We start from the raw sequence: 25668 nt of genomic DNA, 5'->3' as shown, positions 1-25668 counted from the left end.
GCGGCCGTTGCCGCCGGAAGAAGCGGGGACAAGCGCGCTGCCGGTGTGCTGGTCCCGCAAGTTCGTGGAGCAAATGTCGAGCGCAGGCCGTACGTCGCACAGTTCCGCGAAAACGGCTGACGGCGAGCTGCAGCGGAGTGCGGCCACCCGACGATCACGGCAACAACGTGCGCCGGCCGTTTCCCACCTGGGCTCGTTCCACGGTCTTGCGGGACAGCGAGGTGAAGCGTCGACAGGTCGTGTCGGTGCGCATCAGGAAACAACGTCCTGACCGTTGGCAACTATCGATTGCGCTTCGTGTAGTAGTCCACCAGCGCGCCGGCGTGACCCATGCCGGCCTTGCCCACCCATTCGCGGCCGAAGCGTTCGCCGAGCAGGTCGAGCGTGCGGCGCAAGTCGACCGATGGCAGGTTCACCTCCATCTTGTGGTCGGTCAGCGTCTTCTTGGCGCTGTCGTCGGCTTCTCGGGCCAGACGCCAGCCATTGGCTTCCGCCTGTGTCGAGGCCTGCACGATCGCCTGCCGCCCGGCATCGTCGAGCCCCGTCCACACCGCCTCGCTCATGCACAACATGTTCTTGGGGATCCAGGCGCGCATGTCCACGAACACCTTCATGGCCTTCCATGCCTGGCTGTCGACCCCGGTGGTGCTGGACGTGAGCATCGCGTCGACGCCGCCTTCCTCGATCGCCTTCTGCAGATTGTTGGCCGCGATGGTGACCGGTTGCGCTCCCGACAGCTCGGCCAGACGTTGCGTGGCCGCGTTGTAGACCCGGAACTTCAGCCCCTTCAAGTCGGCCAGCTTGTTCACTGGCATGCGGCTGTACAGGCCTTGCGGCGGCCACGGAACGGCATACAGCAGGCGCACGCCGCGCGCAGCCAGGTAGTCGCGGACGGTCGGCCGCGTCACGTCCCACATGCGAGCCGCATCCTCGAAGCCCCGGACGATGAACGGCAACGCGTCCATGCCCAGCACGGGATGCTGGGCGCCGTACGCCGACATCAGCACCTCGCCGAAGGCAATCTCCTTGCGCTCGAGCGCGGGGATCACCTCGGCCATCGGTTTGAGCTTGGAGTTCGGGACCACCTCGATCTCCAGGCCCCCCGAGGTGCGGTCAGCGATCTGGCGCACGAACGTCTGCAGGTTCTGCGTGTGGAACACCGCTTCTCCGTAGGCGCCCGACAGTTGATGGCGCTGGGCGAGCGCCCAGGCGTGCAGGGGCAGCAGGCCCCATCCCCCCAGCGTGGACAGCGCGCGACGGCGTGTGAGTTTCATGATCCGACTCCTCTCGACCCGAAATGACCTGCCGTGGCGGCAACCTTTGCGGAGCACCGGCCAAGCCGGCGCGGCGAACCCCGAGCGCACTCGTCGGCCGGGGCTTCACGGTGCTTCCTTGTATATGCGACAGCAACCTGCCACGCTTGATGCCGCCCGTCCCCCCGGAAACGCGAGCGTGAGATTGCACACACGGCGCGAGAGGCGTCTGACGGGCGTGCAGCGGTGGCGGCAGACGTACCGGCACCAGGAGGCAGCGCTTCGGACAGGGCTGGGCATCACAGCATCGCGACAGTTCGTGCCGCCCGGTCAAACACGCTGGACAGCGCACGCAGCAGCGGGGCCTGGTCGCCGACCTTGCCGTTCAGTTCGCGGTCCGAGGCCAGCGCGTCGACCAGGCAGCGTTCGCGGATCTCGCGATAGCGCTCGACCAGGCTGCGGCCGACCTCGGTGGTGGCGTAGGCCACTTCCTTCTTCTTGCGGTCGGACCGCACCACGCCCAGGCCTTGCAGCTTCTTGAGCGAATAGTTGACGACGTGGGTGTCCTCGACGTTGAGGACGAAGCAGATGTCGGACAAGTGCTTGCCCCGCCCGCGGTGGTGGACGTGATGGAGCACCAGCACGTCGAGCGGCGTCAGTTCCGGCAGCCCGGCGGCCGACATGCAATGGACGGTCCAGCGCGAAAAGGCGCTGTGCAGAACGGCGAGGGCGAGTTCCAGCGGCAAGGTCTTGGGGCGGCGGTCCATGTTCAAGCTCCGTCGATCATCGAAGCGGCGCACACCGTGCAGAAGGTGTGCGCCGACTTCTCGAACAAGATTTCCGACCCGCATGTCGATTCCGATTTGTTGTTATGTTGCGTTCAATTTATAAATGCACAGACAGCTAATTTGTCCATATATAGTCGTCAATTCGTGGAAGTAAAGAAAAAGAACCGATGTGGCGACGTCGCCGTCGCGCCGATCGGCCCACGGCGCCCACCAGGGCTGGCATCGATCCAAACGCGTGGAGGGGACATGGGGATTTGTGCATTGCATCCCGGGGGACAGCGCCGACTGACGCTGATCGCCCTGCAACTCGGCGTGGCGGCTCTGGCCGCTTGCGGTGGCAGGCATGCCGACACGAACACGGAAACGCCATCGGCCCCCGCCATGCCCTCGCCTGCATCTGCACCGGCCCCCACCCCGGTCGGTGGCACCTACGTGCGCCCACCGGGTGCCGCACCGCTGCTGGGCGCCAACATCGGCGCCAAGCATTACGACGACCCGGCCTACCAGCAGCAGCTCGCGCGCCTGGACACCGTCATCCTCGGCTTCCACCCCGGCTGGCGCGGCGACACCGACGGCTCCAAGATCCGCAGCGCCGTCGTCGCACTGAAAACCCTCAACCCGTCACTCAAGGTCGGCCAGTACACCATCCTCAACGAGCACACCGACGACCCGAGCAAGACCTCCAACCATGACACTCTCGCCAAGCTCGCCGCCACCGACTGGTGGCTGCGCGACGCCGTCACCGGCGCCCAGACGCAGTGGTCTACCTCGTACGGGGCCTACGACATCAACTTCACCAACTGGAGCGCCCCCGACGCCCACGGCGAGCGCTACCCCCAATGGCTGGCCCGGCGCAACGCCCAGACCTATTTCCTGCGCGTGCCCGAGTTCGACATCTGGTACTTCGACAACGTGATGAAGCATTCGCGCGTCAGACAGGCCAACTGGCGCCTGGACGGCCACAACGTCAGCAGCCAGGACCCGGCCGTCGCCGCCGCCTACCGCCAGGGCCATGCCCTGCACTGGGCCGCCGCCGAGGCCCACGCGCCGGGGCGCATCCAGATGGGCAACGTCGACAACGACCTGTCGTACCCGGAGTTCAAGGGCCGGCTGTCGGCGGCGTTTCTCGAAGGCATGATGGGGGCCAGCTACTCGCTCGAAGGGCGCCCCGACGGCTGGCGGCTGATGATGCAGCGCTACTTCTCCGCCGCCGCCCACCTGCGCCCGCCCGCGCTGGTCGGCTTCAACGTGCACGGCAGCCCCGGCGACTGGCGCTTCTTCCGCTACGCCTTCACCTCGTGCCTGCTCGGCGACGGCCAGTTCTCGTTCACCGACCCGGCCGTCGGCTACAGCTCGGTGCCATGGTTCGACGAGTACGAGGTCGCCTTCGGTGCGCCGCTCGATGCCCCCACGCTCACCGCCTGGTCCAACGGCGTGCACCGCCGCCGCTTCGAGCATGCGATGGTGCTGGTGAACCCGAACGACGATGCCCGCAGCGTGCAGCTCGAGCCGGGCTGGCGGCGCCTGCTGGCCCGCCAGGACCCGGCCGTCAACAACGGCACCCCGGTGTCACAGCTCACCCTGGGGCCCAAGGAAGGGCTGGTGCTGGTGCGCGAGTGATCCGCGCACGCCCCACGAAAAAGCCCCGTGCGCTTGGCAGCTGCACGGGGCTTCGAATTTCTTTGGTGGCCTAGGGCGGAATCGAACCACCGACACGCGGATTTTCAATCCGCTGCTCTACCAACTGAGCTACCAGGCCAGAAAGTCGAGCAGTATATCAGTTTCCGCCGGACCGCTTGTTGCGCGTGAGGTCGACGCCCAGCTGCTTGAGCTTGCGGTACAGGTGGGTGCGCTCGAGGCCGGTCTTTTCGGCCACGCGGGTCATGCTGCCGTTTTCCTTTGCGAGGTGGAACTCGAAGTACGCCTTCTCGAACGCGTCGCGCGCTTCGCGCAGCGGCCGGTCGAGCACGAAGACCTGCTCGGGTTGCGGCCCGAGCATCAGCGGCGCGGTTGCCAGCGGCACGCCGGTCGTCGCAGGGTCGATGCCGAAGTCTCGCACCGGATGGGCCGCGTGCTGATGCAGCACCGGGGCGGGCTGCGCCGGGCGTGGCGCCTGCCGGGCGAGGCCCTGCTCCACGGCGCGCAGCAGTTTCTGCAGCGTGATCGGTTTCTCGAGGAAGGCCATCGCGCCGAACTTGGTCGCCTCGACCGCGGTGTCGATGGTGCCGTGGCCGGACATCATGATCACCGGCATCGTCAGCTGGGCGCTGGCGCTCCACTCCTTCAGCAGCGTGATGCCGTCGACATCGGGCATCCAGATGTCGAGCAGCACGAGGTCGGGTCGGCGGGTCTCGCGGAAGGCCCGGGCCTGCGCCGCGTTCTCCGCGAGTTCGACGTTGTGGCCCTCGTCGCTCAGGATTTCCGACAGCAATGCGCGGATGCCGAGTTCGTCGTCAACAACAAGAATGGTGGCCATGCAGTCTCAACTCCCTGGGCCCACGGCGACAGGCGGAAGGCCGTCCGGGGAGGCAGGGCTGGGTGGAGCGATCTTTGAAAATGATATCGAAACTTGCGCGCCCTTCACGGCGGCGCCTTCCGAAGCGGCTGTTTGCGCGCCGAGGTTCTTCAGGCGGATGCGCGCGGCGTGTTCGTCGGCGATCTTCTTGACGACCGCCAGCCCGAGCCCGGTGCCCTTTGATTTGGTGGTCACATAGGGCTCGAACGCCCGATTGAGCACCTTCTCGGAGAAACCAGGCCCATTGTCGGCGACCACGAGCCGCACGGCACGCAGCCCGCCATCGTCGCCGCGCTGCACTTCGGTGTAAACCCGCACCAGCCCGTCCGGTTGCTCGACGATGGCGTCCAGTCCGTTCTGCAGCAGGTTGTGCACCACCTGCCGCAGCTGGCTGGCGTCGCCGAGGATAGGCGGCAGGTCCGGCGCCAGGTCGGCATGCAGATGCCCGGACTCGAGCGCCGAACCGTACAGGCCGATCACTTCGGCCACCATGGCGTTGAGGTCGAGCGGCCTCAGGTCGGCCGACGGCAGCCGCGCGTAGTCGCGGAACTCGTTGACCAGCTGTTTCATCGCGCTGACCTGGTTGACGATGGTGCCCACCGACTTGGCGAGCATCTGCCGGTCGGTGCCCTCGAGCTTGGCTTCGAGTTTGTGCTGCAGCCGCTCCGCCGACAACTGGATCGGTGTCAGCGGGTTCTTGATTTCATGTGCCAGGCGGCGCGCGACCTCGCCCCAGGCGATCGAGCGCTGCGCCGACACGACCTCGGAGATGTCGTCGAACACCAGCAGCCGCGCCTGCAGCGGCAGCCAGGCACCGCGCACCAGCAGCGTGATCGAGCCGCGCTCGGGCAAGGCATCGGGCGCGGGCTGCAGCTCGAAGGACTGCTGCCAGTGGTCGCGCTCGCCGGATTCGTTGCCCGCCATGTGCAGCTCGAACAGACGTGCCACCTCGGCCGCGAAGTCCTGCAGCTTGGGCACGTCGGCCAGAGCACGGCCGCGGTAGGCGGCCACCGGCAGTCGCAGGATGCGGGTCGCGCCGGGGTTGACGGTGTCGATGCGGCCTTCGGCGTCCAGCACGATCACGCCGGCGGTCATGTTGTCGAGGATGGTCTGCAAGTTGGTCTTGGCGGACTCGAGCTCGCTCAGGCTGCGCTGGACCAGCGAGCGCGCATCCGACAACTGCTGCGTCATGTCGGCGAACGAGCGCGTCAGGCCGCCAAGCTCGTCACGCGACGCGAACACCTGTTTGGGCGTCAGGTCGCCGTGCGCAACCTGGCGCACGCCTTCGGCCAGCAGCAGCAGCGGCCGAGCCAGCTGGTTGCCGAGCGTGACGGCCAGCAGCACGGCGCCGAACACCGCAAGGAACAGCGACAGCGTCAGCGTGCCGATGTACATGCGCCGCAGGCCTTCGCGAGCGAGAGCGCGCTGTTGGTATTCGCGGTAGGCCGACTGCACCGCTTGCGCGTTGGCCGCCAAGGTCTCGGGAATCAGCTGCGTGACGAGCAGGTAGCGGTCGCCGTCGGACAGGTTGAAGCTGCTCGACGGCACATGCGCCAGTGCGCGGATGCGTGGCGGGCCGGTGTCGTCGTCCAGGCCCTCGAGCTGGGCGATCACGCGCTGGCTGCGAACCTGCCGCAGCCGCGCGACGGACGGCCGGTCGGGCGCCAACGCAAGCACGTCGCGCTGGATGCCGGCACTGACGATGGGCTGGCCGCTGGCGCCGATCAGTGCCGCATCCTGTGCCGACAGCTGATCGCGCACACGCTCGATCGCCAGCGCCAGCGCCGCCTCCCGACCTTCGCTCGAGAGGCGGTCGGCGGCCGCTCGCGTCTTGCTGGCGAGGTCCTCGACCAGCGTGTCGAGCGTGACGCGCCCGAGGTTGAGGCCGGCATCGAGCGCCGCCTCCACTTCGACATCGAACCAGCTCTCGATGCTGCGCGTGACGAACTGGTAGGACACGGTGTAGATCACCAGCCCCGGGATCACGCCCACGAGCGCGAAGATCCCGGCCAGCTTGAACAGCAGCCGGCTGCCGAACTTGCGTCGCCGCATGCGCAGCGTCAGCCGCACGCCGGCAATCATGATGACCAGCGCCAGTACGGTAGCCACCGCGACGTTGAGCCACAGCAGCCATTCGAAGTGCTGCTCGTACAGCCGCCGGTTGTTGGTCGACAGCGCGAGCAGGAACACCAGCACCAGGCCTGCGCCGGAGATGGCGACAAGCGAGATGATCCAGGCCCAGCGGGTCGCTTTGGTCACAGCGTCATCATCGAAAACGTACGAACAACCAGGCGCGCTGTCTCGGCACCCCGCATGTGCGGCCGAGTGACGCCGCGGATCCGGCTCCGCCGGTCCGCCAGCGTCGCCCCCTGGAGGGGGCGCGCGAAGCGCGTAGGGGGTGGGCCATCAATTCGGGTCGTCCATCACCAGCGTGCTCTCGGCCGACAGGTCCCATTCGTCCTCACCGCCGATGCCGATCTGGAACGGACGCGGCAGCTGCGAGGTGTCGAGCCGGAAATCGAGCTCGATGTAGTGCCGTTCACCGGGCTCGAAACGGGACAGGTCGGCGATGCGCCAACGTGTCGTGCGCTGGATCGCAGCGAGCGCCTCGTCCAGCGTGTCGTAGTTCTGATTCAGGCTGCCGAAGGTGACGCGGTAGCGCCGTGTCAGCGGCTGGTAGGCGAGCCTCCAGGTGCGGCCGGCGCGGGCCACCCGCTGGTCGCGCCAGTACCAGCGCGAACGGTAGATCTGCGCCTCGGCCTCGAAATGCAGCGGCACCCCCTTGAGCAGCGCCTCCTCGACGGTTTTGGGCAGCTCGAATCCGGCCGTGAAGCTGAGCAGCACGCCATCGTCGCTGCGGCCCAGCTCGACGTCGCGCAGATTGATGCCGGCCGCCGACGCCCATCCGCACCACAGCAGGGCGAACAGCGCCGCCACCACCCAGCACCGGACGCGTGGCACCCCTGCAACTGCTGCCGGGCCGGCAGCGAGGCTGTCTTGGTGGGTGACCCGGTGAGCGCGATGCACGATGGAGAAGTCGTTTTCTAGGCGGGGCGCTTGTGCAGCACGGCGTAGAAGAAGCCGTCGTGCGCAGCCGTCTCTGTCCCCGAAACGACGGCCGCCGTTCCATTGTGGGGCACGGGCAGCGCATGGCCGGGCGACGGCAGGCCGTGCGCGTCGGATGCTCGTTGCAAAAAAGCGTCGATCTGTTGCTCACCTTCAGCCCGGAACACCGAACAGGTGCAGTACAGCAGGCGCCCTCCCGGCTTGAGCAACGGCCACAGCGCGTGAAGCATGTCACGCTGGATGGTCGCGAGGGCCTCGATGTCGCTGTCGCGCCGCAGCCAGCGCACGTCGGGATGGCGGCGCACGATGCCGGAGGCGCTGCAGGGCGCATCCATCAGGATCGCGTCGAACAGCCGCCCGTCCCAGAAGCTCGCAGGGTCGCGCGCGTCTGCTGTCTTGAGTTCGGCCTGCAGCCCGATGCGTGCAAGCGTTTCGCCGACCCGGGCCAGACGGGCCGCATCGCTGTCGAGCGCCAGCACGTCGAGGTCCGCCAGTTCGAGCAGGTGGGCCGTCTTGCCCCCGGGCGCGGCGCAGGCATCGAGCACGCGCGCACCCGCAGGCAGGGCCTGCGCCCCCGAACCGACCAGCAGCGGTGCCGCCCACTGCGCGGCGAGATCCTGCACCGACACGTCGCCGTCGGCAAAACCCGGCAGCCGGTTCACGGCCACCGGTGCGTCGAGCCGGATCGCGTGCGGGCCGACGATGCGGCCCCCCAACCCGGCCTCCTGCAGCCGGTGCTGGTAGCCCTGAGGTGTGCCGCGCCGGGCGTGCACGCGCAGGGTCATCGGCGGACGCTCGTTGTTGACGGCCAGCAGCGTCTGCCAGTGCGGCGGCCAGTCTCGCCGGAGGCGCTTGATCCACCAGCCGGGATGATTCCAGCGCGCCACCGCATCGCCGTCCGTTGCACGCACCAGATCGTCCCGCTCGCGCAGAAAGCGCCGCAGCACCGCATTGACGAACGGTGCCTGGGCGCGTTCGCGCTGCTTGACGGCTTCGACAGCCTGGTCGACCAAGGTGTGTTCGGCATACGGCGCTGCCTCGGCGTCCCAGGCCAGCCCCAGCGCGGACAGCAGCAAGGCATCGACCCACGCCGCGGGCGCCCGCTTGGCAAGGCGCTCCCGCAAGGCCTGTGCGCGGCCCAGCGAGCGCAACACCTGGAAGCTCAGAGCCTGCGTGCCGGGGCGCGCCTCGGCAGGACAGGCCGCCAGCGCGTCATTGAGCGACTGCCCGGCCCGTACGGCCTGCACGGCGTCGGCGGTGTGGGCCAGCAGGCGCGACAGCGGCAACGCGGCCGGCGCGGAAGGAGGGGAAGGTCGATTCACAGGCCGGCAGTCTAGGCGACCTTGGCAACGGCCCCATTTCAAACGGAAAAGGCCGCTGCGGACAGCGGCCTTGCAAACGGGCGAGAAGGACGTCAGCCCAGGCTGTCGGCCCAGATGTTCTGTGCCCAGTTCCAGCCGTAGACGCCTTCGAGTTCGGTCGGCCCCGGCGAGACGCCGCCCGAGCCGGCCACCGCCTTGAAGGTTTTTTCGGCCGCAACGTACTCGTGCACGCTGGCGACGTGGATCACGTTCCTGGCATCGGTGAAGCTGTAGCAGGTGTTGGTCAGCATCGGTGCCGGGTTCACGGGCCAGCCGCTCAGCTCGGCAACGATGGCGGCAGCCGCGACCTTCGCGTGCGAGTTCGCCATGTGGCCGGACTTCGGCATGCCGGGCGCGATCTGGATCGAGTCGCCGAGCACATGGATGTCCTTCGCCGCGGTGGACTCGAAGTTCAGGTAATTCACGTGGCACCAGCGCGCGTTGGCGTTGGCGAGGCCGGTCTGCACCGCGATGGCGCCGGCACGCATGGTCGGCAGCACGTTGAGCACGTCGGCCTTGACGTCGTCGTTGATTTCGAACTTGACAAGGCCGGCCTGCTCGTCGACCGCCACCGCCTTGTGCTGCGGACGGTATTCGACGATGCCCTTGTATTGCTCGGCCCAGATCTTCTTGAACAGCGGCCCCTTGGAGGTGACGTCCTGGTTGGCGTCGAGCACCAGCACCTTGGAGCGCGGCTTGGCGGCCTTGAAGTAGCTGGCGACCTGGCAGGCGCGCTCGTAAGGCCCGGGCGGGCAGCGGTAGGGTGCCTCGGGGATGGTCAGCGCATAGACGCCGCCGTCGGGCATGGCCTCAAGTTGCCTGCGCAATGCGACGGTCTCGGGACCGGCCTTCCAGGCTTGCAGGATACGGCCCGACTCGTTGGCTGCCTTCAGGCCCTGGATGCTGTCGAACATCAGCTCGATGCCGGGCGAGAGCACCAGCTTGTCGTAACCGATGCTGGCGCCGGACGCGAGCACCGCGACCTTCTTTGCCGGGTCGATGCGCGCGACGCTGTCCTTGACGATGGTGATGCCGTGGCGCCTGCGCAGATGGTCGTAGGGCGTCGTGATGTCGGCCAGGGTCTTGCTGCCGCCGAGCACCAGGTTGGAGACCGGGCACGAGACGAAGGCGCTTTGCGGCTCGACCAGCACCACGTCGATCTTGTAGTCGGACAGCAGGCGCACGTATTTCGCAGCGGTGGCGCCGCCATAGCCGCCGCCGATGACCAGCACCTTGGCTTTCGACGGTGCGGACGAGGTGGCGCAGGCGCCGAGCCCGAGCACGCCGAGCGCAGCCGCGCCTTGCAGGAGGGAACGTCGTTGCATGGGGTGCCTCCTCACTTCTTCTGGGCGGCGAAGTACGCCGCGATCTGGTCGATCTGCCGGTCGTCGTAACCCTTGGCGATCTGGTGCATCACCGTTGCCTGGCGGGTGCCTGCCTTGAACGCTTTCATCTGCTCGACGAGATATGTCGCCGGCATGCCGGCCAGCGCAGGCACTGCCGAGCCGTCGACCGTGCGGCCGTCGGTGCCGTGGCAGTTGGCGCAGGTAGCGGCCAGGCTGCGCACGTACAGCGCCTGGGCGTCGGCGGCGTGCACCGCGCCGCAGGCCATGGTCATGGCAGCCATGACGGGTAGAGCTTTCATCGTGGGTTCTCCTTGTTCTCGCGCCCCGCCAGAAACGCAGGTCACGGTTCGCCGATTTCAATGTATTGGTCGGCCAGCGCCTTGGGGCTAGGGGTATCCAGCAACAGCGCGACGAGCCGGAACGCATCGGCAGCGCCATGGCCCAGTTGCCCGTCCGGCGCCAGTTGCAGCGCCGCTTCCACCCACGTGCGCAGCAGCACCGGCCGCTGCATCGACGACAGCGCCGCCACCCCTCGCAGCGCCGCGACCAGTGCGTTGGCATCGGGCGCGCGCCATGCCGGCACGGCGCGATCACCGAGCAGCGCACGCATCACGGCGCGGTACCACAGCGGTTCCTGGTCCGCTCGCGGGCCTTCGGTGGAGCGGGCCTCGACGATTCTCGCGAGAAACGCCGTCAGCGCTGCAACCTCTTGCGACAGCGACCCGATGTCGTTGCGGCCGGTCGCCGCCGGCTGGTCGGTCTTCGTGCCGCTGAGCACATGGCGCATCGCCAGCCACAGCAGCCGGTCGAGCGGGCTGACGTGACCATCGGCGCCCATCATGCGGCGAGCGGCTTCGACCATCGATCGGCGCTCCGGCATGGGCGTGCGGGCCGTGCGCCGCCACAGCAGTTCGAGCACCGGCAAGCGCGCCGCGTGCGTCAGGTCGGCCACGTCCGCCCGCACCGCGTTGGCCACGACGATGCCGTCGGTTTCCGTTTCCCAGGCCTTCTGCTCGCGCGGGTTGGCGGGGGACATCAGCAGCGCCAGCACCGCCGCCTTGCGCTCGCCCGGGCCCTGCCAGCGCCGGATGCGTGCGATGGCTTCGCGCTCGCGGGCAGCCGGCCCGTCGAGCGCCGGCTGCTGCAGCGCGTCGTGGCGCAAAGCTTCGGCGTCGGGCGTCATCGCCGCGCTCGGCCCGCCCGGCACGCCGGAGGCGAAGGCCATCGCGCCACCCATCGGCTCGGTATCGGGCGAGTCGTCGTCTTCGGCCGGCAGCGCACGTGCCGGCAGCGGCCCCATCGTATGGCCGTAGATGCGCTGAATGCGCTCGCCCAGCGGAGGGTGTGTCGCAAACCGGGCCCAGCGCAGTCGCGAGACGAAAAACAGGTGCGACAGGCTTTCGGCATGCGCGTTGTGCCAGGCGTCCTGCCGCCGCCACGCCTGGTCGGCGATCTTGCGCAGGGCGCCGCCGATGCCCGTCATGCTGCGGGTGAACTTGACGGCCGACGCGTCGGCGAGGAACTCGCGCTGGCGCGACACCGCCGCCTTCAGCAGCCGCCCGGCGATCCAGCCGAGCGAGCCCACCGCCATCAGCCCGAGACCGAACAGGAAGCCGGGGTGGTGGCGGCCATCCTCGTCGGGCTCGACGAGCGAGTGGCCGAAGTTGTAGAGCATCTGCAGGCCCCACACCAGGCCGATCAACCGCATGTTGAGGCGGGTGTCACCGTGCACCAAGTGGCTGAACTCGTGCGCCACGACCCCTTGCAGTTCATCGCGCGTGAGTTTTTCCAATGCGCCACGCGTGACCGCCACCACCGCATCGTCGAGATCCCACCCGGCCGCGAAGGCATTGATGGCGTCCTCGCGCGGCAGCACGAACACCTGCGGCGGCTTCACGTTGCAGGCAATGGCGACCTCGTCGACGATATTGACCAGCCGCTTCTCGTACAGGTCCTGCGGCTTGCCGTGCGGCTCGCAAATGCCGCGCCCGCCCGCGAGCCGGGCCACGTGCACGCCGCCTTCGCGCAGCCGCAGCATCTCGAACCAGCTGCCGCCAAGCACGAACAGCAGCACCAGCGCGGTGTTGGTCTCGAAGAAGAGATTCGGGTAGTCGATCGTCCAGGGGAAGCTGAGCCGGTAGATCAGCGCCAGCACGCCGTTGACCGCCAGCACCAGCAGCAACAGCACGCCGACGAACAGCAGCAGCAGGCGCCGCGTGGCCGTGCGTGCGGCGTCCTGATGATCGCGAAAGCGCATCGCCATGGCGGGTCAGCGGACGGCCGGCCCGGGCGTCAAAACTGCACGCGCACGGCCTGGCGTTCGACGTCCTGCGTGGTCGACTGCAGCATGCCCGCCTCCTTGAAGCCGAACACACTGGCAACGATGCTGGTGGGGAACTGCTGCGCCGCGTTGTTGTAGTCGAGCGCGGAGTCGTTGAAGGCCTGCCGCGCGAAGGCCACCTTGTTCTCGGTGCTGGTCAGCTCTTCGGACAGCTCGCGCAGGGTCTCGTCGGCTTTCAGCTCGGGGTAGTTCTCGACCACGGCCATCAGCCGTCCCAGCGTGCCGCCGAGCGCCTGCTCGGCCATCGCCAGCGCGCCGATGGCACCGGCGTCGGTCGGCCTGGCCCGCACGTGGTCGGCCGCCGTGCTGGCCTGGTTACGTGCGGCGATCACCGCTTCGAGCGTCTCGCGCTCGTGCGTGACGTATTTCTTGGCTGTCTCGACCAGGTTGGGGATCAGGTCGTAGCGCCGCTTCAGCTGCACGTCGATCTGCGCGAAGGCATTGCCGATGGTATTGCGCAGCCGCACCAGTCGGTTGTAGGCGCCGACCGCCCAGAACAGCAGCACGGCGATGACGGCCAGGGTGACGATCTGTGTGGTGCTCATGAACCCGCTCTCCTTCCTCAGCATGGACGTTATCCCGCGACTCTACGACAGCCGCAGCCGGGATCAAAGCCGCCCCATCGGGCGGCTCAGCCCGCGTTGTAGATTTCGTAGCCGCGCCGCCGCAAGTCGCACGCCGGGCACTGGCCGCAGCCATAGCCCCAGGGGTGGCGTTGCGACCGGTCGCCGAGATAGCAGGTGTGGGTGTGCTCGACGATCAGGTCGTTCAGCGTGCCGCCGCCCAGTTCGTTCGACAGCGCCCAGGTCTGCGCCTTGTCGCGCCACATCAACGGCGTCTCGATGACGAGCGGCTGGTCCAGCCCCAGGCTCAACGCGACCTGCAGCGCCTTCAGCGTGTTGTCGCGACAGTCGGGGTAGCCGGAGTAGTCGGTCTCGCACATGCCGCCCACCAGCACGCCGGCGCTGCGGCGGTAGGCCACCGTCGCGGCGAAGCTCAGGAACAGCAGGTTGCGCCCCGGCACGAAGGTGGTGGGCAGACCGTTGCCGGCCATCTCGATCGCGCGTGCCGACGTGAGGGCGGTGTCGGAGATCTGGCCGAGCAAGGCAAGGTCGAGCAGGTGGTCGGCGCCGAGTTTCTCGGCCCACGCCGGAAAGGCATGCCGCACCTCGGCCAGGACCCGGGGGCGACATTCCAGCTCGACACGATGGCGCTGGCCGTAGTCGAAGCCGATGGTCTCGACGCGCGCATAGCGGTCCAGCGCCCAGGCGAGGCAAACGGTCGAATCCTGCCCGCCCGAGAACAGCACGAGCGCGGTGCGCGGATCGTGCATGGTCACGTCCGGATTTCGCCCTGGCCCAGCACGACGTATTTCATCGACGTGAGGCCTTCGAGGCCGACCGGGCCGCGAGCGTGGAACTTGTCGGTGGAGATGCCGATCTCGGCGCCCAGGCCGTATTCGAAGCCGTCGGCGAAACGCGTCGACGCATTGACCATCACACTGGCCGAATCGACCTCGCGCAGGAAGCGCATCGCGTTCGGGTGGTGGTTGGTCAGGATCGCGTCGGTGTGGTGCGAGCCGTAGCGGTTGATGTGCTCGATGGCTTCGTCGAGGCTGTCCACGAGCTTGATGCTGATGACGGGTGCCAGGTATTCCTCGTACCAGTCCTGCTCGGCCGCGTCGACGATCTTCGCGCTGTCGACCGCCTGCAGCAACGTCTTCGAGGCCGCATCGCAGCGCATCTCGACGCCCTTGGCAGCGAAGATCGCGCCGATGCGCGGCAGGAAGGCGGCCGCGGCGCCGCGATGCACCAGCAGCGACTCGGCCGCGTTGCACGGGCTGTACTTCTGCGTCTTGGCGTTGTCGGTCACGCTGACGGCGAGGTCGAGATCGACCGTTTCGTCGACATAGACGTGGCAGTTGCCGTCCAGGTGCTTGATGACCGGCACGGTGGCCTCGCGGCTGATGCGCTCGATCAGCGACTTGCCGCCGCGCGGGATGATCACGTCGACGTATTCGGGCATCGCGATCAGCCGGCCGACGGCTTCGCGGTCGGTGGTCTCGACCAGTTGTACGCCTTCGGACGGCAGCCCGGTGGATCGCAGCGCCTGCTGCACCAGCCTCGCGAGCGCGAGGTTGGAGTGGATCGCCTCGGAGCCGCCGCGTAGCACGCAGGCGTTGCCGCTCTTGATGCCCAGCGCCGACGCTTCGACGGTCACGTTCGGCCGGCTCTCGTAGATCATGCCGAACACGCCGATCGGCACGCGCATCTGGCCCACCGTGATGCCGGTCGGCCGGCGGCGCAGGTGGGTCATCTCGCCGACCGGGTCGGGCAGCGCCGCGACCTGCTCGCAGTTCTGAGCCATCTGCTCGACGACCTTGGGCGTGATGCGCAGCCGGTCGACCATCGGCGCGGCGAGGCCGTTGCGCTCGGCCGCGGCGACGTCCTTGGCGTTCTCGGCCTGCAGCGGCTCGGCCTGCGCCCGGATCAGCGCCGCCAGGCGCAGCAGCGTGTCGTTCTTCGAGGCGGTGGAGGCGGCGGCCATGCGGCTGGCCGCGGCGCGCGCCGCAGTGCCCACGTGAGCCATGTAGGCCTGGATGTCGGTGGCAGTCATGGGTCGGATTGTCTCAAACAGCGCCGTCCCGCGCTCGCTGGCTCAACCCAGCCGCAACCAGTGGTTGTCGAGCCGAATGCCGGCAGGCGTGGCGCGCTGCACGCCGTTCGGCGCGTCCATGGCCAACGACGCGCCGCCGGCCCACCAGCCGCCGGCGACGTCGGCTGCCAAGGCACAGGCCTCGTCGAGCGGGACGCGCCGGTGCCAGCGGCCGTCGGCGTGCCAGACGGCGACGCCATCGGCGCGCGGGCAACTGACGGCCACCGCACGCCCGGCGCACGCGACGTCGCCGCCATAGCCGAGCAGCGGGACATCCGCCGCTTGCGCCGCGCGTATCGAGCGCCCATCCCACAGCGCGAGGACCGGCGCAGCGGCCTTGGCAGCCGGATCGGAATGCTCCGCCTGCATCGCGATGGCCAAGGTGCGGCCCGACCAGGCGAGATGCCGCAGGCTCAGCCGCGCGTCGTCGATGCGCCACTGTCCGCGCAGCCGGCCGTCGCCGGCGTCGAGCCGGACCACCGATGCATCCATGCGATCGAGGTCGAGCTTGGCGCGTCCGGTTTCGGGCCGGGTGCGGATGCCGCCGTTGGCGACCATCAGGTCGCCGCTGGCGTCGAGCAGCAGCGCATGCGGGTCGGCACCGTGGGTCGGCCACTCGGCCAGCTTGCGCAGCGTGGCGCGGTCGCGCACGCCGACCAGGCCGTCGCCGCTGTCCAGGTCGGCTTCGGTGGTGTAGAGCCGTTTGCCGTCGGCGCTGACCAACGCGTGGCCGTTGAAGGCGCGGTCCGGCTCGATCCATGCCCACTGCAGCAGGCTGCCGTCGGGACGCCAGCGCAGCAACCAGTCGCCCGGCCGGCGTGCGACCGTGAGCAGCGTGCCGTCGGGTTCGGCGGCCAGCGCGTGTGCGCGGGTCGGGACGTCGACCGCCGACCGGATCGACAACGCCCGCTCGTTCGCTTCGAGCACGCCGACCTGGTAGCCGGCTGCGGCCTGCCAGGCAGCGGCAAAGCGGCCGCCGCTCGGCCTGGCTGCCAGCAGCGGCGCACGCGCGCCGAGCGCGGCAGCGGCCACGGCCGCCAGCCAGTGGCGACGATTCCAATGCAGATCAATCGCCGTCCGCATCCGAAAAGCCGATGTTCACGTTCAATGCGGCCGCCACGTCGCCTTCGGCCACCCGCTTGAGCTCGCCGAGCGCGGCTGTCGCCGCCGGCACCTGAGCGGGCGCCGCCGACTGCACCAACGCCTGCAACGGGGCCTTCACACCCTGCACCGAGGCACGCAGCCGGTCGGCCAGCGGGTTGAGACCCCGGCCGCGCAGATAGGTCTCGACCGGCACCAGCCCTTTGCCGGGCGCGGGCGGCGCCTCGGTGCCCTGCACCGTCAACGCCTCGATGCCGGCCCAGCGTGCGGTCCACGCCGCACCGCTGCTGCCGCTCGCAGCCCGGGGAAATTCCGGCGCATGGCCGTGTGCGCTCGCGGCTGGGCGGCCGATGTCGGCCCAGCGCAGCCGTTCAACGGCGCCCACCCACTGATTCACGGCCTCCGCCATGACCTGCGACGCCTGCTCGTCTTCCCAGCCGCGCTGCGCCGCTTCGGCGAAGGCATCGCGCAGCGCCACCGCTTCGCGGTCGATCTCGGCAGCGACCTGCACGGCGTAGCGGCAAGCTGGCGTGCGAGCGGCCACCTGCTCGCGCCACAGCAGCCACTCCAGTGCCGGAAAGCCTTTGCCCGGCGTGCCGACGCGCTCCATGTCCTTCGCGTCCGCCGGTGCGGCGGCAATGCCGCGCTCGATGAGCTTGGGCCGCGTCGGGTGGAAGTCGATCTGCCGCGCGGAGCGACGCTGCACGAGCGGGCCGACGGCCACGGCCGACAAGCGGTCCCAGGCCTGCGCCGCCGCCTGCCAGGCGGTGCGCGCGGCGGCACGTGCCGGGCGCTCGGTGGCAGGCGCCGCTTCGCACCACTGCTGCACGGCCCGCTGCATCTCCCCGCTGCGCTGGGCCAGTTCAGCCGAGCGCGGCACGTACCAGTGCGCGTACAGGCCTTCGGCAAAATGCGCCGGCGTGTAGTACGGCACCGCGGTCACCGCTTGAACCGCTCCGGCGGCCCACATCGCGCAGGCAGCCATCATCGTGCGCCACGAATACGCATCGTGCATCACAGCGACTCCACGAACTTGACGAGCGCTTCACGGTCTTCACGCGACAGCTTCAGCACCCGGTCGCGGCTGGCCTGCGCCTCGCCGCCGTGCCACAGAATGGCCTCCAGCACCCCGCGCGCGCGGCCATCGTGCAGCAGGCGCTGGTGGCCGTTGACATCGCGGATCAGGCCGACGCCCCACAGCGGCGGGGTCTTCCACTGCCGGCCGTTCGCCAGGAAATCCGGCCGACCGTCCGCCAGGCCCTCGCCCATGTCGTGCAGCAGCAGGTCGGTGTAGGGCCAGATGCGCTGGCCGCTCAGGACCGAACTGGTCAACCGCGGGAAGGGGCCTTCCGCCGTGGTGTAGCTCGGACGGTGACACACTGCGCACTGCGCGTCCTGGAAGATCTTCTGACCGCGCAGCACCTGCGCGTCGTTCGGCTTTCGGCGCGCCGGCGGCGCGAGCACGGCCTGGTAGAAGACCACGTTGGCGAAGGTCTCGTCGTCGATCTCGGGCCCCTCGCCCTTGGCACCGCGCGGCGCGTCGCGGCAGTCGGTCTGCGACTGCGTGCAGGCCTCGTCGGGAAAGTGCGACGACGTGATGCCGATGTCGCCCGCAAAGGCGCCGGCCGTCTGATGTGCCAACGTGGCGACGTTCGCCTTCCAGCCGAAGCGGCCGAGCATCGTGCGTTGCGACGGCGCATCCCAGACCCGATTGGGTACGCCGCGGATCGGCCCGCCGTCGCGCGCCTGCCGCTCGGCATTGGCCAGGATCTCGCGCTCGGGGATCGCTTCGAGCAGCCCGACGCCGATGACTTGCGGCGCGATGCGCGGGCTCATCATCATGTCCTTGCGCATCGGACCATAGGCGTGATCGCGCAGGATGTAGGCCGGTTTCTGCAGCGTGTAGGGGGCGCCGTCGGCAAAGCGGCCATGCACCGGCGTGTAGCGCATGTCGATCTGCGCCTCGGGCCTCACGCCCTGCACGGCGGCGTTGTTCAGCTGGTCGCCGTAGACCGGCTCGGGCACCGGCCCGCCATGCTCGTTGACGCCGGGCACCGACAGGCGCATCAGCAGCGCCACCGGCGGCTCGCTCAGGCCGTTGCGAAAGTCGGGCGGGGCGCCGCGGCCGTCCTGCACATGGCAGCCGCCGCATGAGCGCGCGATGAAATGCGGCCCCAGCCCGTCACGCGCCGAGGTCGACGATGGTGCCTCGACCCAGTTGCGGCGGAAGAACGAATTGCCGATCACGAAACGCGTGCGCTCGTCGTCCGGCAGGTTGGCAGCCGGAAACGAGAAGGCGTTGCGCCCGTCGGCGAACACGGTGGTCGCGCCGCCGGTGCGTTCGCCGAGCGGATCGTCGTCGGGCGCAGCCTGCGATACCACCAGCACCGCTGCCGCGCTGGCGAAAGCCGCGCCGAGTCCCAGGCGCCTCAGGATCATCGCGCTCACTCCGGCAGCGTCACGGTCAGGCGGGCGATGCCCACCGCGTTGGCGGCTTCCACCAGGTCCTTGCTCTGCTGCGTCAGGCTGTCGACGGTCTTCTGTACGCGCGCGCGGCCGGGCGCGTCCTTGCCGCCGACGATCTCACGGTCGAACGGCGCCCGGATCGCTTCAGCCGCGGCGAGCGAGGCGGCGATCTGCCGCGTGGTGCGCTCGGCCAGCGTCGCATCGCTCGCCGCGACCAGCTCGCGCAGCCCGGGGCCGGAGACGACCGTGCCGTCGGTCCGCTTGTAGTGGCCGAGCCAGACGTTCTGGATGCCGAGCGCATTGGCCACCACGTCGCGATGCGTGTTGTCGGAGAAGCAGGAGTGCTCGTCCTCCTGGTCCTGGCTGGCGAGCGCCACCTCGAGCCGCTCACCGGCCAGCTCGCCACGCGACAGCGTACCGATGCCGACGAAGACCTTGCGCAGCGACTCGTTGCCGCCACGCTCGAAAGCCGCCCGGTAGTTGTTCTTGGCACCCGGCTTCCAGGCCTGCAGGACGGAGCGCAGATCGTCGACCAGCAGATCGGCCGCAACCGTCAGGTACTGCCGCCGGCGGTCGGCGTTCGGCGCCTTGCCGTCGACGAAATCCTCGTGGGTGCGCTGACCGGGGCCGTCGTCGTTGAAGTCCTGACCCCACAGCAGGAATTCGATCGCGTGCCAACCGGTCGCAATGTTCTCTTCGCCGCCACGCTCGTTGTGCGCTGCCAGGTTCTTCTTGGTGATCGGCTGCTTGCGGTCGTTGATCAGCCCGGCATCCAGCCGGTCTTTCACGCTGTCGACGAAGGACTCGTCCATCGGCCAGGCGTTGATGCGGCCCTCGGGGCCGTTCTCATCGTCGATCGGGCCGCCGTAGAAGCGGAAGGCCTCGGTCTGGCCATAGACCTCACGAGCCTGGAGCCAGGCCTTGCGCGCGGCCTCCAGCGTGGCCGACGACGGTGCCGAGGTGAAGCTGCGCAGCGCACGCTGCAGTGCGACGGCGCCGTTCAGGCTGTCTTCGTAGCCCGCGTGCACGAGCTGGGCGTGATGACGAACGACGGCTTGCGCGTCGACGGCGCGCACCGACTGCTGCGTGCCGGCCGGCGCCGCGTGCTGGGCCATGGCAGGTGCTGCCACGGCAGCAGCTGCCCATGCGAATACGTGCAACAGGCGGAGTGTCATTGGGCTTCCCTTGGATCGCAAAAAACAAGATAATATAATAAGAATCGTTCTCATTTGTATACACATATGCCAGCCAGCTTGTCGTCCCCCCCGCTGCCGGGCAGCGGCATGCCGCGACGCGAGGCATCGGGGAGCAGCGAGTTGCCACCGGCCGCCAGGGCCGCTGCTGCCGGCGTGATCGTCGCGGCCCATCTGGCCGCCGGCTGGGCGCTGCTGCAACTCGAGCCCGTGCGCCAGGCGCTGGGTGCCGCGGTGCCGCTGTTCGTCGACATCATCCCTGCGGCGCCGGTGCCCCCGCCGCCGGCTCCAGTGCCGCCCCCGCCGGCACCCGCTCCCAAGGTGCAGCCCAAGAAACCGCCGCCGGCCGTCGTCGCCGCGCCGCCGTCGCCTGCGCCGGCCCCCTTCGTCGTGCCGCCGCCGCCGCCCTTACCCGAGCCGCCTGCTCCGCCGGTGGAAGCGGCCCCGCCGGCGCCCGTGCCTGCCCCCGTTCCGGTACCGCCCCCCCCAGCGGTGCCCAAGACGGTGTCGGCCAGCGCCGTGCAATATCTGACCCAGCCGGTGTTGAACTATCCGTTGCAGTCCAAGCGGCTGCGCGAGTCCGGGCAGGTGACGTTGAACGTCCTGATCGAGGCGGACGGCCGACCGTCCCAGATCAACGTGCACGCCTCGTCCGGATTCAGGCGGCTCGACGACGCCGCCGTCTCGGCAATGCGCACCGCCCGCTTCAAGCCCTACAAGGAAAACGGCCAGGCCATGGCCGTGTGGGTGCAGACCCCCATTCGATTTGACCTGGAGAATTGAACGTGACCCCGAACGAACCGATGGGCTTCGCCCACTTCATCGCGCAGTCCGATGTCGTCGGCAAGACCTTGCTGGCCATTCTGGTGCTGATGTCGGCCGTGTCCTGGTACCTGATCGTCCTGAAGGGCATCACCCAGTACGTGCGCAAGCGGCGCAGCGAGCAGTTCCTCACCTTCTTCTGGAACGCCAGCTCGCTCGATGCGGTGCGCGACGAGATCTCGACGCACGGCGTGCACGACCCGTTCGCCCACCTGACCTCGCACGCGATGCATGCGCAGGCCCACCATGCGAAGTACGGCGCGGCCAAGCTCGAAGAGGCCGGCGGTGCCCAGGACTTCCTGACACGCACCATCAAGAAGGTGCTGGACGAAGAGACCACCCGGCTCGAGAACGGCTTGACCGTGCTGGCCACCATCGGCGCGACCGCGCCCTTCGTCGGGCTGTTCGGCACGGTGTGGGGCGTGTACCACGCGCTGATCGCGATCGGCATGAGCGGCGCCGGCACGCTCGACAAGGTGGCCGGGCCGGTGGGCGAAGCGCTGATCATGACCGGCATCGGTCTGGCCGTCGCGATTCCGGCGGTGATGGGCTACAACTGGCTCACGCGCAGCAACCGCGTGCTCACCGCCAAGCTCGACGCGTTCGCCTTCGAGCTGTTCACCTTCCTGTCGCTGGGCCAGTCGCTGCAGGGTGACAACGTGCGCCCGCTGAGCACCGGCGGCGCACAACGCAACCGCCCCGCCGCGGCCTGACGAGGAAGCGGCCATGGCATTCGCAAGCTTCGACAACAAGTCCGCCAGCGCGCCGATGGCGGAGATCAACATGGTCCCGCTGATCGACGTGATGCTGGTGCTGCTGGTGATCTTCATCGTCACCGCGCCGCTGCTCACCCACTCGGTGAAGCTGGAGCTGCCCAAGGCCAGCGCGCAGGTCAACCCGCCGCAACCCGAGAAGGTGGAGTTCGCGATCGACGCGGCCGGCACGCGCTACTGGAACGGGGAGCCCGTCACCCGCGAAGAAGCCGCCACGCGCTTCGCTGCCGAAAGCGCCAAGCCGGTACAGCCCGAGCTGCACCTGAAGGCCGATCAGGAGGTGGCCTACCGCTTCGTCGCGGAAACGCTGGCCGACGCCTCCAAGGCCGGACTCACCAAGGTGGGCTTCGTCAGCGAACCCGAAACGGAAAAGTAAGGCGATGAACCAGCGCTCGTTCTGGGTGCTTGCGCACCGCTATGCAGGGCTGGCAATCGCCTTCTTTCTGCTGATCGCCGGGTTGACCGGCGCGCTGCTGGCCTTCAACGACGAAATCGACACGGCCCTCAACCCGGGCCTGCGGTTGATCGACGAGCGCCCGAACGAGACGCCGCTGGACGCGCTGGTGCTGCGCGAACGCGTCGGCCAGCAGGTCCCCGGTGCACATTTCGACTACCACCCGCTGCACCGTGACGAGGGGCGTACCGCCGCGCTGTATGCGTGGCGCATGGAAGGCCCGGCCACGAGCCAGGCGCCGGTCTGGTACGAAATCTTCGCCGACCCCTACACCGGCGCAGTGCTTGGCATGCGCAACCGCGGCGCCTGGGTGTTCGACCGCGTCCACTTCATGCCGCTGGTCTATCAGCTGCATTACGCGTTGACGATTCCCTACCCCTGGGGCATGTGGCTGTTCGGCGTGGTCTCGTTCGTGTGGATGTTCGACTGCTTCGTCGGCGCTTACCTGACCTTCCCGCGGCGGCGCCAGGGCTTCTTCAAAGGCTGGAAGCCGGCCTGGCTGGTGAAATGGTCCGGCAGTGCCTATCGGATCAACTTCGATCTGCACCGCGCGGCCAGCCTGTGGCTGTGGGGCATGCTGCTGATGTACGCGGTTTCCAGCGTGAGTCTGAACCTGGGCCATGAGCTGTACATGCCGGTGCTCAAGCGCCTGGTGCCGACGGTGGATGCGCACGACAAGCTGCCCGACCTGGCCGCCAATCCGGTGATGCAGGCCAACATGCCGTGGGAGCAGGCGCGCGCGCGTGGCCGCGAGCTGATGGCCGCACACGCGCATCGCGACGGGTTCACGATCGAGCACGAGGACTCGCTGTTTTTCGAGCGCGATCACGGCGCCTGGCGCTACGCGGTGCGCAGCTCGCATGACTTCTCGTCCGATCACGGTGCCACCTCGGTGTACTTCTCGGCACAAGACGCACACGGCGAGGAGATCGTCTTCGAGCACCCGACGATCGCCCCCGGCAACACCTTCACCAGTTGGCTGGCCGCACTGCACACCGGCAAGGTGTTCGGGTTGCCGTACCGGCTGCTGGTCGTCGTGCTCGGCGTGGTCACCGCACTGCTGTGCGTCACCGGGGTCGTGATCTGGCTGCGCAAGCGCCAGGGCCGGCGCTTGGTCAGTGCCGAACGCACCACCGCGCAAGACCGGCCATCGTCGCGCAACGTGGTCGCCGAAGACGTGGCCTGAGGGGGTTCCCGCACCATCCATGCAGACGCCGCACGGCGCCTGCACTCAGGCCAGCCAGGAACCCGCGAGGGGCGTCCCTGCCAGCCATGCCGAACGCCGCGCGGCACCGCGCGGCGTGTTCGCGCCCGCCCTTGTTTTTCTCGACGCTTTTCTTGATGTTTGAAGGAGTTGTCTTGTCTGCACGCGCCAACCATCGCGCCCGTCCGTCGACGCGCCCTCTTGCCCGCTCATCGCTTGCGCACACCCCGCTGTCGCGGGCCGCCCGGATGCTGCTGGCCCTGCTTGCCGGGTCTGCGGCCTACGCGCAGGACGCGCCGGCACCGGCTGCCCCTGCGGAAGGCGGCGTGCTGCCCACACTGACGGTCAAGGGCAGCGCACCGATCGCTGCACCGAGCGAAGGCACAGGCGAGTACAAGACACGCGCCAGCACCACGGCGACGAAGCTGGACTTGTCGAACCGCGAGACGCCGCAATCGATCAGCGTGATCACGCGAGCGCAGATCGAAGACTTCTCGCTGCACAGCGCCAACGACGTGCTCTCGAACACGACCGGCGTGCGCGTGGAGCGGGTCGAGACCGACCGCACCTATTTCAGCGCCCGCGGCTTCGACATCTCCAACTTCCAGGTCGACGGGCTGGGTCTGCCGTTCGCGACGGGCGATCAGATGGGTGACGTGGACACGGCGGCCTATGACCGCGTGGAGGTGCTGCGGGGAGCGAACGGCTTGCTGTCGTCGACCGGCAACCCGTCGGCGACCGTGAATTTCGTGCGCAAGCGCCCGACGGCAACGTTCCAGGCCTCGGCCGGGCTCACCGTCGGCTCGTGGGACAACCGCCGGCTGGACGGCGACGTTTCCGGCGCGTTGAACAAAGCCGGCACCGTGCGCGGCCGGCTGGTGCTCGCCGGCCAGCAGCGCGACTCCTACCTCGACCGCTACTCGATCGACAAGACGGTGCTGCACGGCGTGATCGAAGCCGACCTCGGCACCGACACGGTGCTCACGGCTGGCGTGACACAGCAACGCAACCGGCCGGACGGGGTGATGTGGGGCGCCGTCCCGCTCGACATGGTGGCGGACGGGCTGCCCCGCTCATCCAGCACCGGCGCGGACTGGGCCTACTGGAACACCAACGACAGCATCGCCTTCGCCGAGCTGTCGCACGCGCTGAACAGCGGCTGGCAGGTGAAAGGAACTGTCACCCACCGTGAGCTGAGTTCGGATGCGGAGATGCTCTACATCTATGGCAGTTCCGGCGCCCTGTTCACCTACCCTTCGAAGTACGAACACAACGAACGTCAGTGGCTCGCGGACCTGCATCTGACCGGTCCGTTCTCGCTGGCCGGGCGCGAGCACCAGGCGGTGGTGGGCGTGAACTGGTCGCGCAGCGCCAACAGGTTGCGCTCGACCTATGCTGACGTGGGTCTGCCGATCTCCGATGAAGACGTGCTGGATGGCAACTTTCCAAAGCCCGACTTCGGCGACGATGTCGACGGCAGCGCGGACTTCACGGACTACCGGCGCAGTCTCTACGGTGTCATGCGCTTCAACTTGACCGATCAGTGGAAGCTCTTCACGGGGGCCAACCTCACCCGCGTGACCAGCAGCGGCATGCAGTACGGCGAACCGCACAACTACCGCAAGACCAAGCTCACGCCTTACCTGGGCGTCGTCTATGACCTCGACGCTCAGCACTCGCTCTATGCCAGCTACACCAAGATCTTCAATCCGCAGTCCAAGACCGACTTCGATCGCCAGGTGGTACCGCCGGTCGAGGGCAGCAACGCCGAAGTGGGCATCAAGGGCGAATGGTTCGACCAGCGCCTGACGGGTTCGTTGTCGGTCTTCCAGGTGAAGCAGCAGAACACCGTGGGTGACTCGTTGTTCAACGACGACCCGGATACCGGGGGCTATTTCTACTACCCGACCGTCGATGCCACCTCGACGGGGTTCGAACTCGACATGGCGGGCCGGGTCACGCCGGGCTGGGACATCAGCGCAGGCTACACGCAGCTGCGCTTGAAGGACGACGACACCGGCGACAACGCGCGCACCTTCGTCCCGCGCCGTACGCTGCGTGTGTCCACCACCTACCGAGTGCCCACCCTCGACGCGTTGAAGTTTGGCATGAGTGTGAACTGGCAAAGCCGCACCGAGCGCGCCGAAGCCGAGCAGTCGGCGTACGCGCTGCTCGACGTGATGGCGCGCTACGACTTCACGCGCAATCTCAGCGCGGTGCTGAAGGTCAACAACGTCACCAACAAGAAGTACATCTCCAGCCTGTACTGGGCGCAGAACTTCTACGGTGCACCGCGTCACGCAACGCTTTCGCTCAACTGGAAGTACTGA

At 68.4% G+C, this 25668-nt stretch carries 22 protein-coding genes and 1 tRNA gene; 6 read left to right on the top strand and 17 right to left on the bottom strand.

Going from position 1 to position 25668, the window contains the following annotated elements; translation table 11 throughout:
• Positions 1–281: 281 nt before the first annotated feature.
• Positions 282–1274, bottom strand: a complete 993-nt coding sequence (locus tag M8A51_RS07155; RefSeq protein ID WP_251777503.1) for a TRAP transporter substrate-binding protein — start codon at positions 1272–1274, stop codon at positions 282–284.
• Positions 1275–1552: 278 nt separating this feature from the next.
• The gene (locus tag M8A51_RS07150) at positions 1553–2020 is read right to left on the bottom strand and encodes a winged helix DNA-binding protein (RefSeq protein WP_251777502.1); all 468 of its coding nucleotides are present in this window, start codon (positions 2018–2020) and stop codon (positions 1553–1555) included.
• A 267-nt stretch (positions 2021–2287) separates the two neighbouring features.
• On the opposite strand from M8A51_RS07150, the gene M8A51_RS07145 reads away from it, so the two are divergent.
• The gene (locus M8A51_RS07145; RefSeq protein WP_251777501.1) at positions 2288–3661 is read left to right on the top strand and encodes a putative glycoside hydrolase; all 1374 of its coding nucleotides are present in this window, start codon (positions 2288–2290) and stop codon (positions 3659–3661) included.
• A gap of 63 nt (positions 3662–3724) precedes the next feature.
• Here M8A51_RS07145 and M8A51_RS07140 read toward each other — a convergent pair.
• The 15 genes from M8A51_RS07140 to M8A51_RS07070 all read right to left on the bottom strand — a co-directional run bounded on the left by M8A51_RS07140 (position 3725) and on the right by M8A51_RS07070 (position 20067).
• Positions 3725–3800 (bottom strand) — tRNA-Phe (locus tag M8A51_RS07140).
• 18 nt (positions 3801–3818) lie between these two features.
• Positions 3819–4517, bottom strand: a complete 699-nt coding sequence (locus M8A51_RS07135; RefSeq protein WP_251777500.1) for a response regulator — start codon at positions 4515–4517, stop codon at positions 3819–3821.
• Positions 4518–4523: 6 nt separating this feature from the next.
• On the bottom strand, positions 4524–6815 hold the full coding sequence (locus M8A51_RS07130; RefSeq protein ID WP_251777499.1) for a sensor histidine kinase: 2292 nt from the start codon (positions 6813–6815) through the stop codon (positions 4524–4526).
• Positions 6816–6962: 147 nt separating this feature from the next.
• Positions 6963–7517, bottom strand: coding sequence for a DUF4390 domain-containing protein (locus tag M8A51_RS07125; RefSeq protein WP_251777498.1), 555 nt, complete (start codon positions 7515–7517; stop codon positions 6963–6965).
• Positions 7518–7600: 83 nt separating this feature from the next.
• Entirely contained in the window at positions 7601–8944 is a 1344-nt protein-coding gene (rsmB, locus tag M8A51_RS07120; protein ID WP_251777497.1) for a 16S rRNA (cytosine(967)-C(5))-methyltransferase RsmB, read from the bottom strand.
• Between the two features lie 92 nt (positions 8945–9036).
• Complete coding sequence (locus M8A51_RS07115) at positions 9037–10308, bottom strand: NAD(P)/FAD-dependent oxidoreductase (protein WP_251777496.1); 1272 nt, start codon at positions 10306–10308, stop codon at positions 9037–9039.
• 11 nt (positions 10309–10319) lie between these two features.
• On the bottom strand, positions 10320–10628 hold the full coding sequence (locus M8A51_RS07110) for a c-type cytochrome (RefSeq protein ID WP_251777495.1): 309 nt from the start codon (positions 10626–10628) through the stop codon (positions 10320–10322).
• 41 nt (positions 10629–10669) lie between these two features.
• Complete coding sequence (locus M8A51_RS07105; RefSeq protein ID WP_251777494.1) at positions 10670–12592, bottom strand: M48 family metalloprotease; 1923 nt, start codon at positions 12590–12592, stop codon at positions 10670–10672.
• A gap of 29 nt (positions 12593–12621) precedes the next feature.
• Positions 12622–13215, bottom strand: coding sequence for a LemA family protein (locus tag M8A51_RS07100; RefSeq protein WP_251777493.1), 594 nt, complete (start codon positions 13213–13215; stop codon positions 12622–12624).
• An 86-nt stretch (positions 13216–13301) separates the two neighbouring features.
• Positions 13302–14003 carry a 7-cyano-7-deazaguanine synthase QueC gene (queC, locus tag M8A51_RS07095; protein ID WP_251777492.1) on the bottom strand — a complete coding sequence of 234 codons (702 nt, stop codon included), beginning with the start codon at positions 14001–14003 and terminating at the stop codon, positions 13302–13304.
• 2 nt (positions 14004–14005) lie between these two features.
• Positions 14006–15286, bottom strand: coding sequence for a glutamate-5-semialdehyde dehydrogenase (locus M8A51_RS07090; RefSeq protein WP_251777491.1), 1281 nt, complete (start codon positions 15284–15286; stop codon positions 14006–14008).
• A gap of 42 nt (positions 15287–15328) precedes the next feature.
• Positions 15329–16408: a DUF1513 domain-containing protein gene (locus M8A51_RS07085; RefSeq protein ID WP_251777490.1), complete on the bottom strand. Its 1080-nt coding sequence runs from the start codon at positions 16406–16408 to the stop codon at positions 15329–15331.
• Positions 16392–17441 (bottom strand): imelysin family protein, encoded by a 1050-nt coding sequence (locus M8A51_RS07080; protein WP_251777489.1) that lies wholly within the window; start codon positions 17439–17441, stop codon positions 16392–16394. The genes M8A51_RS07085 and M8A51_RS07080 overlap by 17 nt, the downstream gene beginning before the upstream one ends.
• Positions 17441–18865 (bottom strand): di-heme oxidoreductase family protein, encoded by a 1425-nt coding sequence (locus M8A51_RS07075; protein ID WP_251777488.1) that lies wholly within the window; start codon positions 18863–18865, stop codon positions 17441–17443. The genes M8A51_RS07080 and M8A51_RS07075 overlap by 1 nt, the downstream gene beginning before the upstream one ends.
• A gap of 5 nt (positions 18866–18870) precedes the next feature.
• Positions 18871–20067: an imelysin family protein gene (locus M8A51_RS07070; RefSeq protein WP_407062210.1), complete on the bottom strand. Its 1197-nt coding sequence runs from the start codon at positions 20065–20067 to the stop codon at positions 18871–18873.
• 78 nt (positions 20068–20145) lie between these two features.
• Between M8A51_RS07070 and M8A51_RS07065 the strand changes: the two genes are divergently transcribed.
• The 5 genes from M8A51_RS07065 (at position 20146) to M8A51_RS07045 (ending at position 25668) form a co-directional block, all read left to right on the top strand.
• Positions 20146–20868 carry an energy transducer TonB gene (locus M8A51_RS07065; RefSeq protein WP_251777486.1) on the top strand — a complete coding sequence of 241 codons (723 nt, stop codon included), beginning with the start codon at positions 20146–20148 and terminating at the stop codon, positions 20866–20868.
• 20 nt (positions 20869–20888) lie between these two features.
• Positions 20889–21620 (top strand): MotA/TolQ/ExbB proton channel family protein, encoded by a 732-nt coding sequence (locus tag M8A51_RS07060; RefSeq protein ID WP_251777572.1) that lies wholly within the window; start codon positions 20889–20891, stop codon positions 21618–21620.
• A 13-nt stretch (positions 21621–21633) separates the two neighbouring features.
• Positions 21634–22056, top strand: a complete 423-nt coding sequence (locus M8A51_RS07055) for an ExbD/TolR family protein (RefSeq protein WP_251777485.1) — start codon at positions 21634–21636, stop codon at positions 22054–22056.
• Positions 22057–22060: 4 nt separating this feature from the next.
• The gene (locus tag M8A51_RS07050; protein WP_251777484.1) at positions 22061–23320 is read left to right on the top strand and encodes a PepSY-associated TM helix domain-containing protein; all 1260 of its coding nucleotides are present in this window, start codon (positions 22061–22063) and stop codon (positions 23318–23320) included.
• A gap of 173 nt (positions 23321–23493) precedes the next feature.
• Positions 23494–25668 (top strand): TonB-dependent siderophore receptor, encoded by a 2175-nt coding sequence (locus tag M8A51_RS07045; protein WP_251777483.1) that lies wholly within the window; start codon positions 23494–23496, stop codon positions 25666–25668.

Source organism: Caldimonas mangrovi, from assembly GCF_023721835.1.
GTDB lineage: Bacteria > Pseudomonadota > Gammaproteobacteria > Burkholderiales > Burkholderiaceae_C > Caldimonas > Caldimonas mangrovi.
Note: the sequence above shows the minus strand (reverse complement) of the source record. Positions and strands in the feature narration are given on the sequence as shown.

Excerpts from the sequence above, each read along its gene's own strand:
- M8A51_RS07155 (WP_251777503.1), bottom strand. The coding sequence starts at position 1,274 with ATGAAACTCACACGCCGTCGCGCGCTGTCCACGCTGGGGGGATGGGGC.
- M8A51_RS07150 (WP_251777502.1), bottom strand. The coding sequence starts at position 2,020 with ATGGACCGCCGCCCCAAGACCTTGCCGCTGGAACTCGCCCTCGCCGTT.
- M8A51_RS07145 (WP_251777501.1), top strand. The coding sequence starts at position 2,288 with ATGGGGATTTGTGCATTGCATCCCGGGGGACAGCGCCGACTGACGCTG.
- M8A51_RS07135 (WP_251777500.1), bottom strand. The coding sequence starts at position 4,517 with ATGGCCACCATTCTTGTTGTTGACGACGAACTCGGCATCCGCGCATTG.
- M8A51_RS07115 (WP_251777496.1), bottom strand. The coding sequence starts at position 10,308 with ATGCAACGACGTTCCCTCCTGCAAGGCGCGGCTGCGCTCGGCGTGCTC.
- M8A51_RS07110 (WP_251777495.1), bottom strand. The coding sequence starts at position 10,628 with ATGAAAGCTCTACCCGTCATGGCTGCCATGACCATGGCCTGCGGCGCG.
- M8A51_RS07105 (WP_251777494.1), bottom strand. The coding sequence starts at position 12,592 with ATGGCGATGCGCTTTCGCGATCATCAGGACGCCGCACGCACGGCCACG.
- M8A51_RS07100 (WP_251777493.1), bottom strand. The coding sequence starts at position 13,215 with ATGAGCACCACACAGATCGTCACCCTGGCCGTCATCGCCGTGCTGCTG.
- queC (WP_251777492.1), bottom strand. The coding sequence starts at position 14,003 with ATGCACGATCCGCGCACCGCGCTCGTGCTGTTCTCGGGCGGGCAGGAT.
- M8A51_RS07090 (WP_251777491.1), bottom strand. The coding sequence starts at position 15,286 with ATGACTGCCACCGACATCCAGGCCTACATGGCTCACGTGGGCACTGCG.
- M8A51_RS07085 (WP_251777490.1), bottom strand. The coding sequence starts at position 16,408 with ATGCGGACGGCGATTGATCTGCATTGGAATCGTCGCCACTGGCTGGCG.
- M8A51_RS07080 (WP_251777489.1), bottom strand. The coding sequence starts at position 17,441 with ATGCACGATGCGTATTCGTGGCGCACGATGATGGCTGCCTGCGCGATG.
- M8A51_RS07075 (WP_251777488.1), bottom strand. The coding sequence starts at position 18,865 with ATGATCCTGAGGCGCCTGGGACTCGGCGCGGCTTTCGCCAGCGCGGCA.
- M8A51_RS07070 (WP_407062210.1), bottom strand. The coding sequence starts at position 20,067 with ATGACACTCCGCCTGTTGCACGTATTCGCATGGGCAGCTGCTGCCGTG.
- M8A51_RS07060 (WP_251777572.1), top strand. The coding sequence starts at position 20,889 with ATGGGCTTCGCCCACTTCATCGCGCAGTCCGATGTCGTCGGCAAGACC.
- M8A51_RS07055 (WP_251777485.1), top strand. The coding sequence starts at position 21,634 with ATGGCATTCGCAAGCTTCGACAACAAGTCCGCCAGCGCGCCGATGGCG.
- M8A51_RS07050 (WP_251777484.1), top strand. The coding sequence starts at position 22,061 with ATGAACCAGCGCTCGTTCTGGGTGCTTGCGCACCGCTATGCAGGGCTG.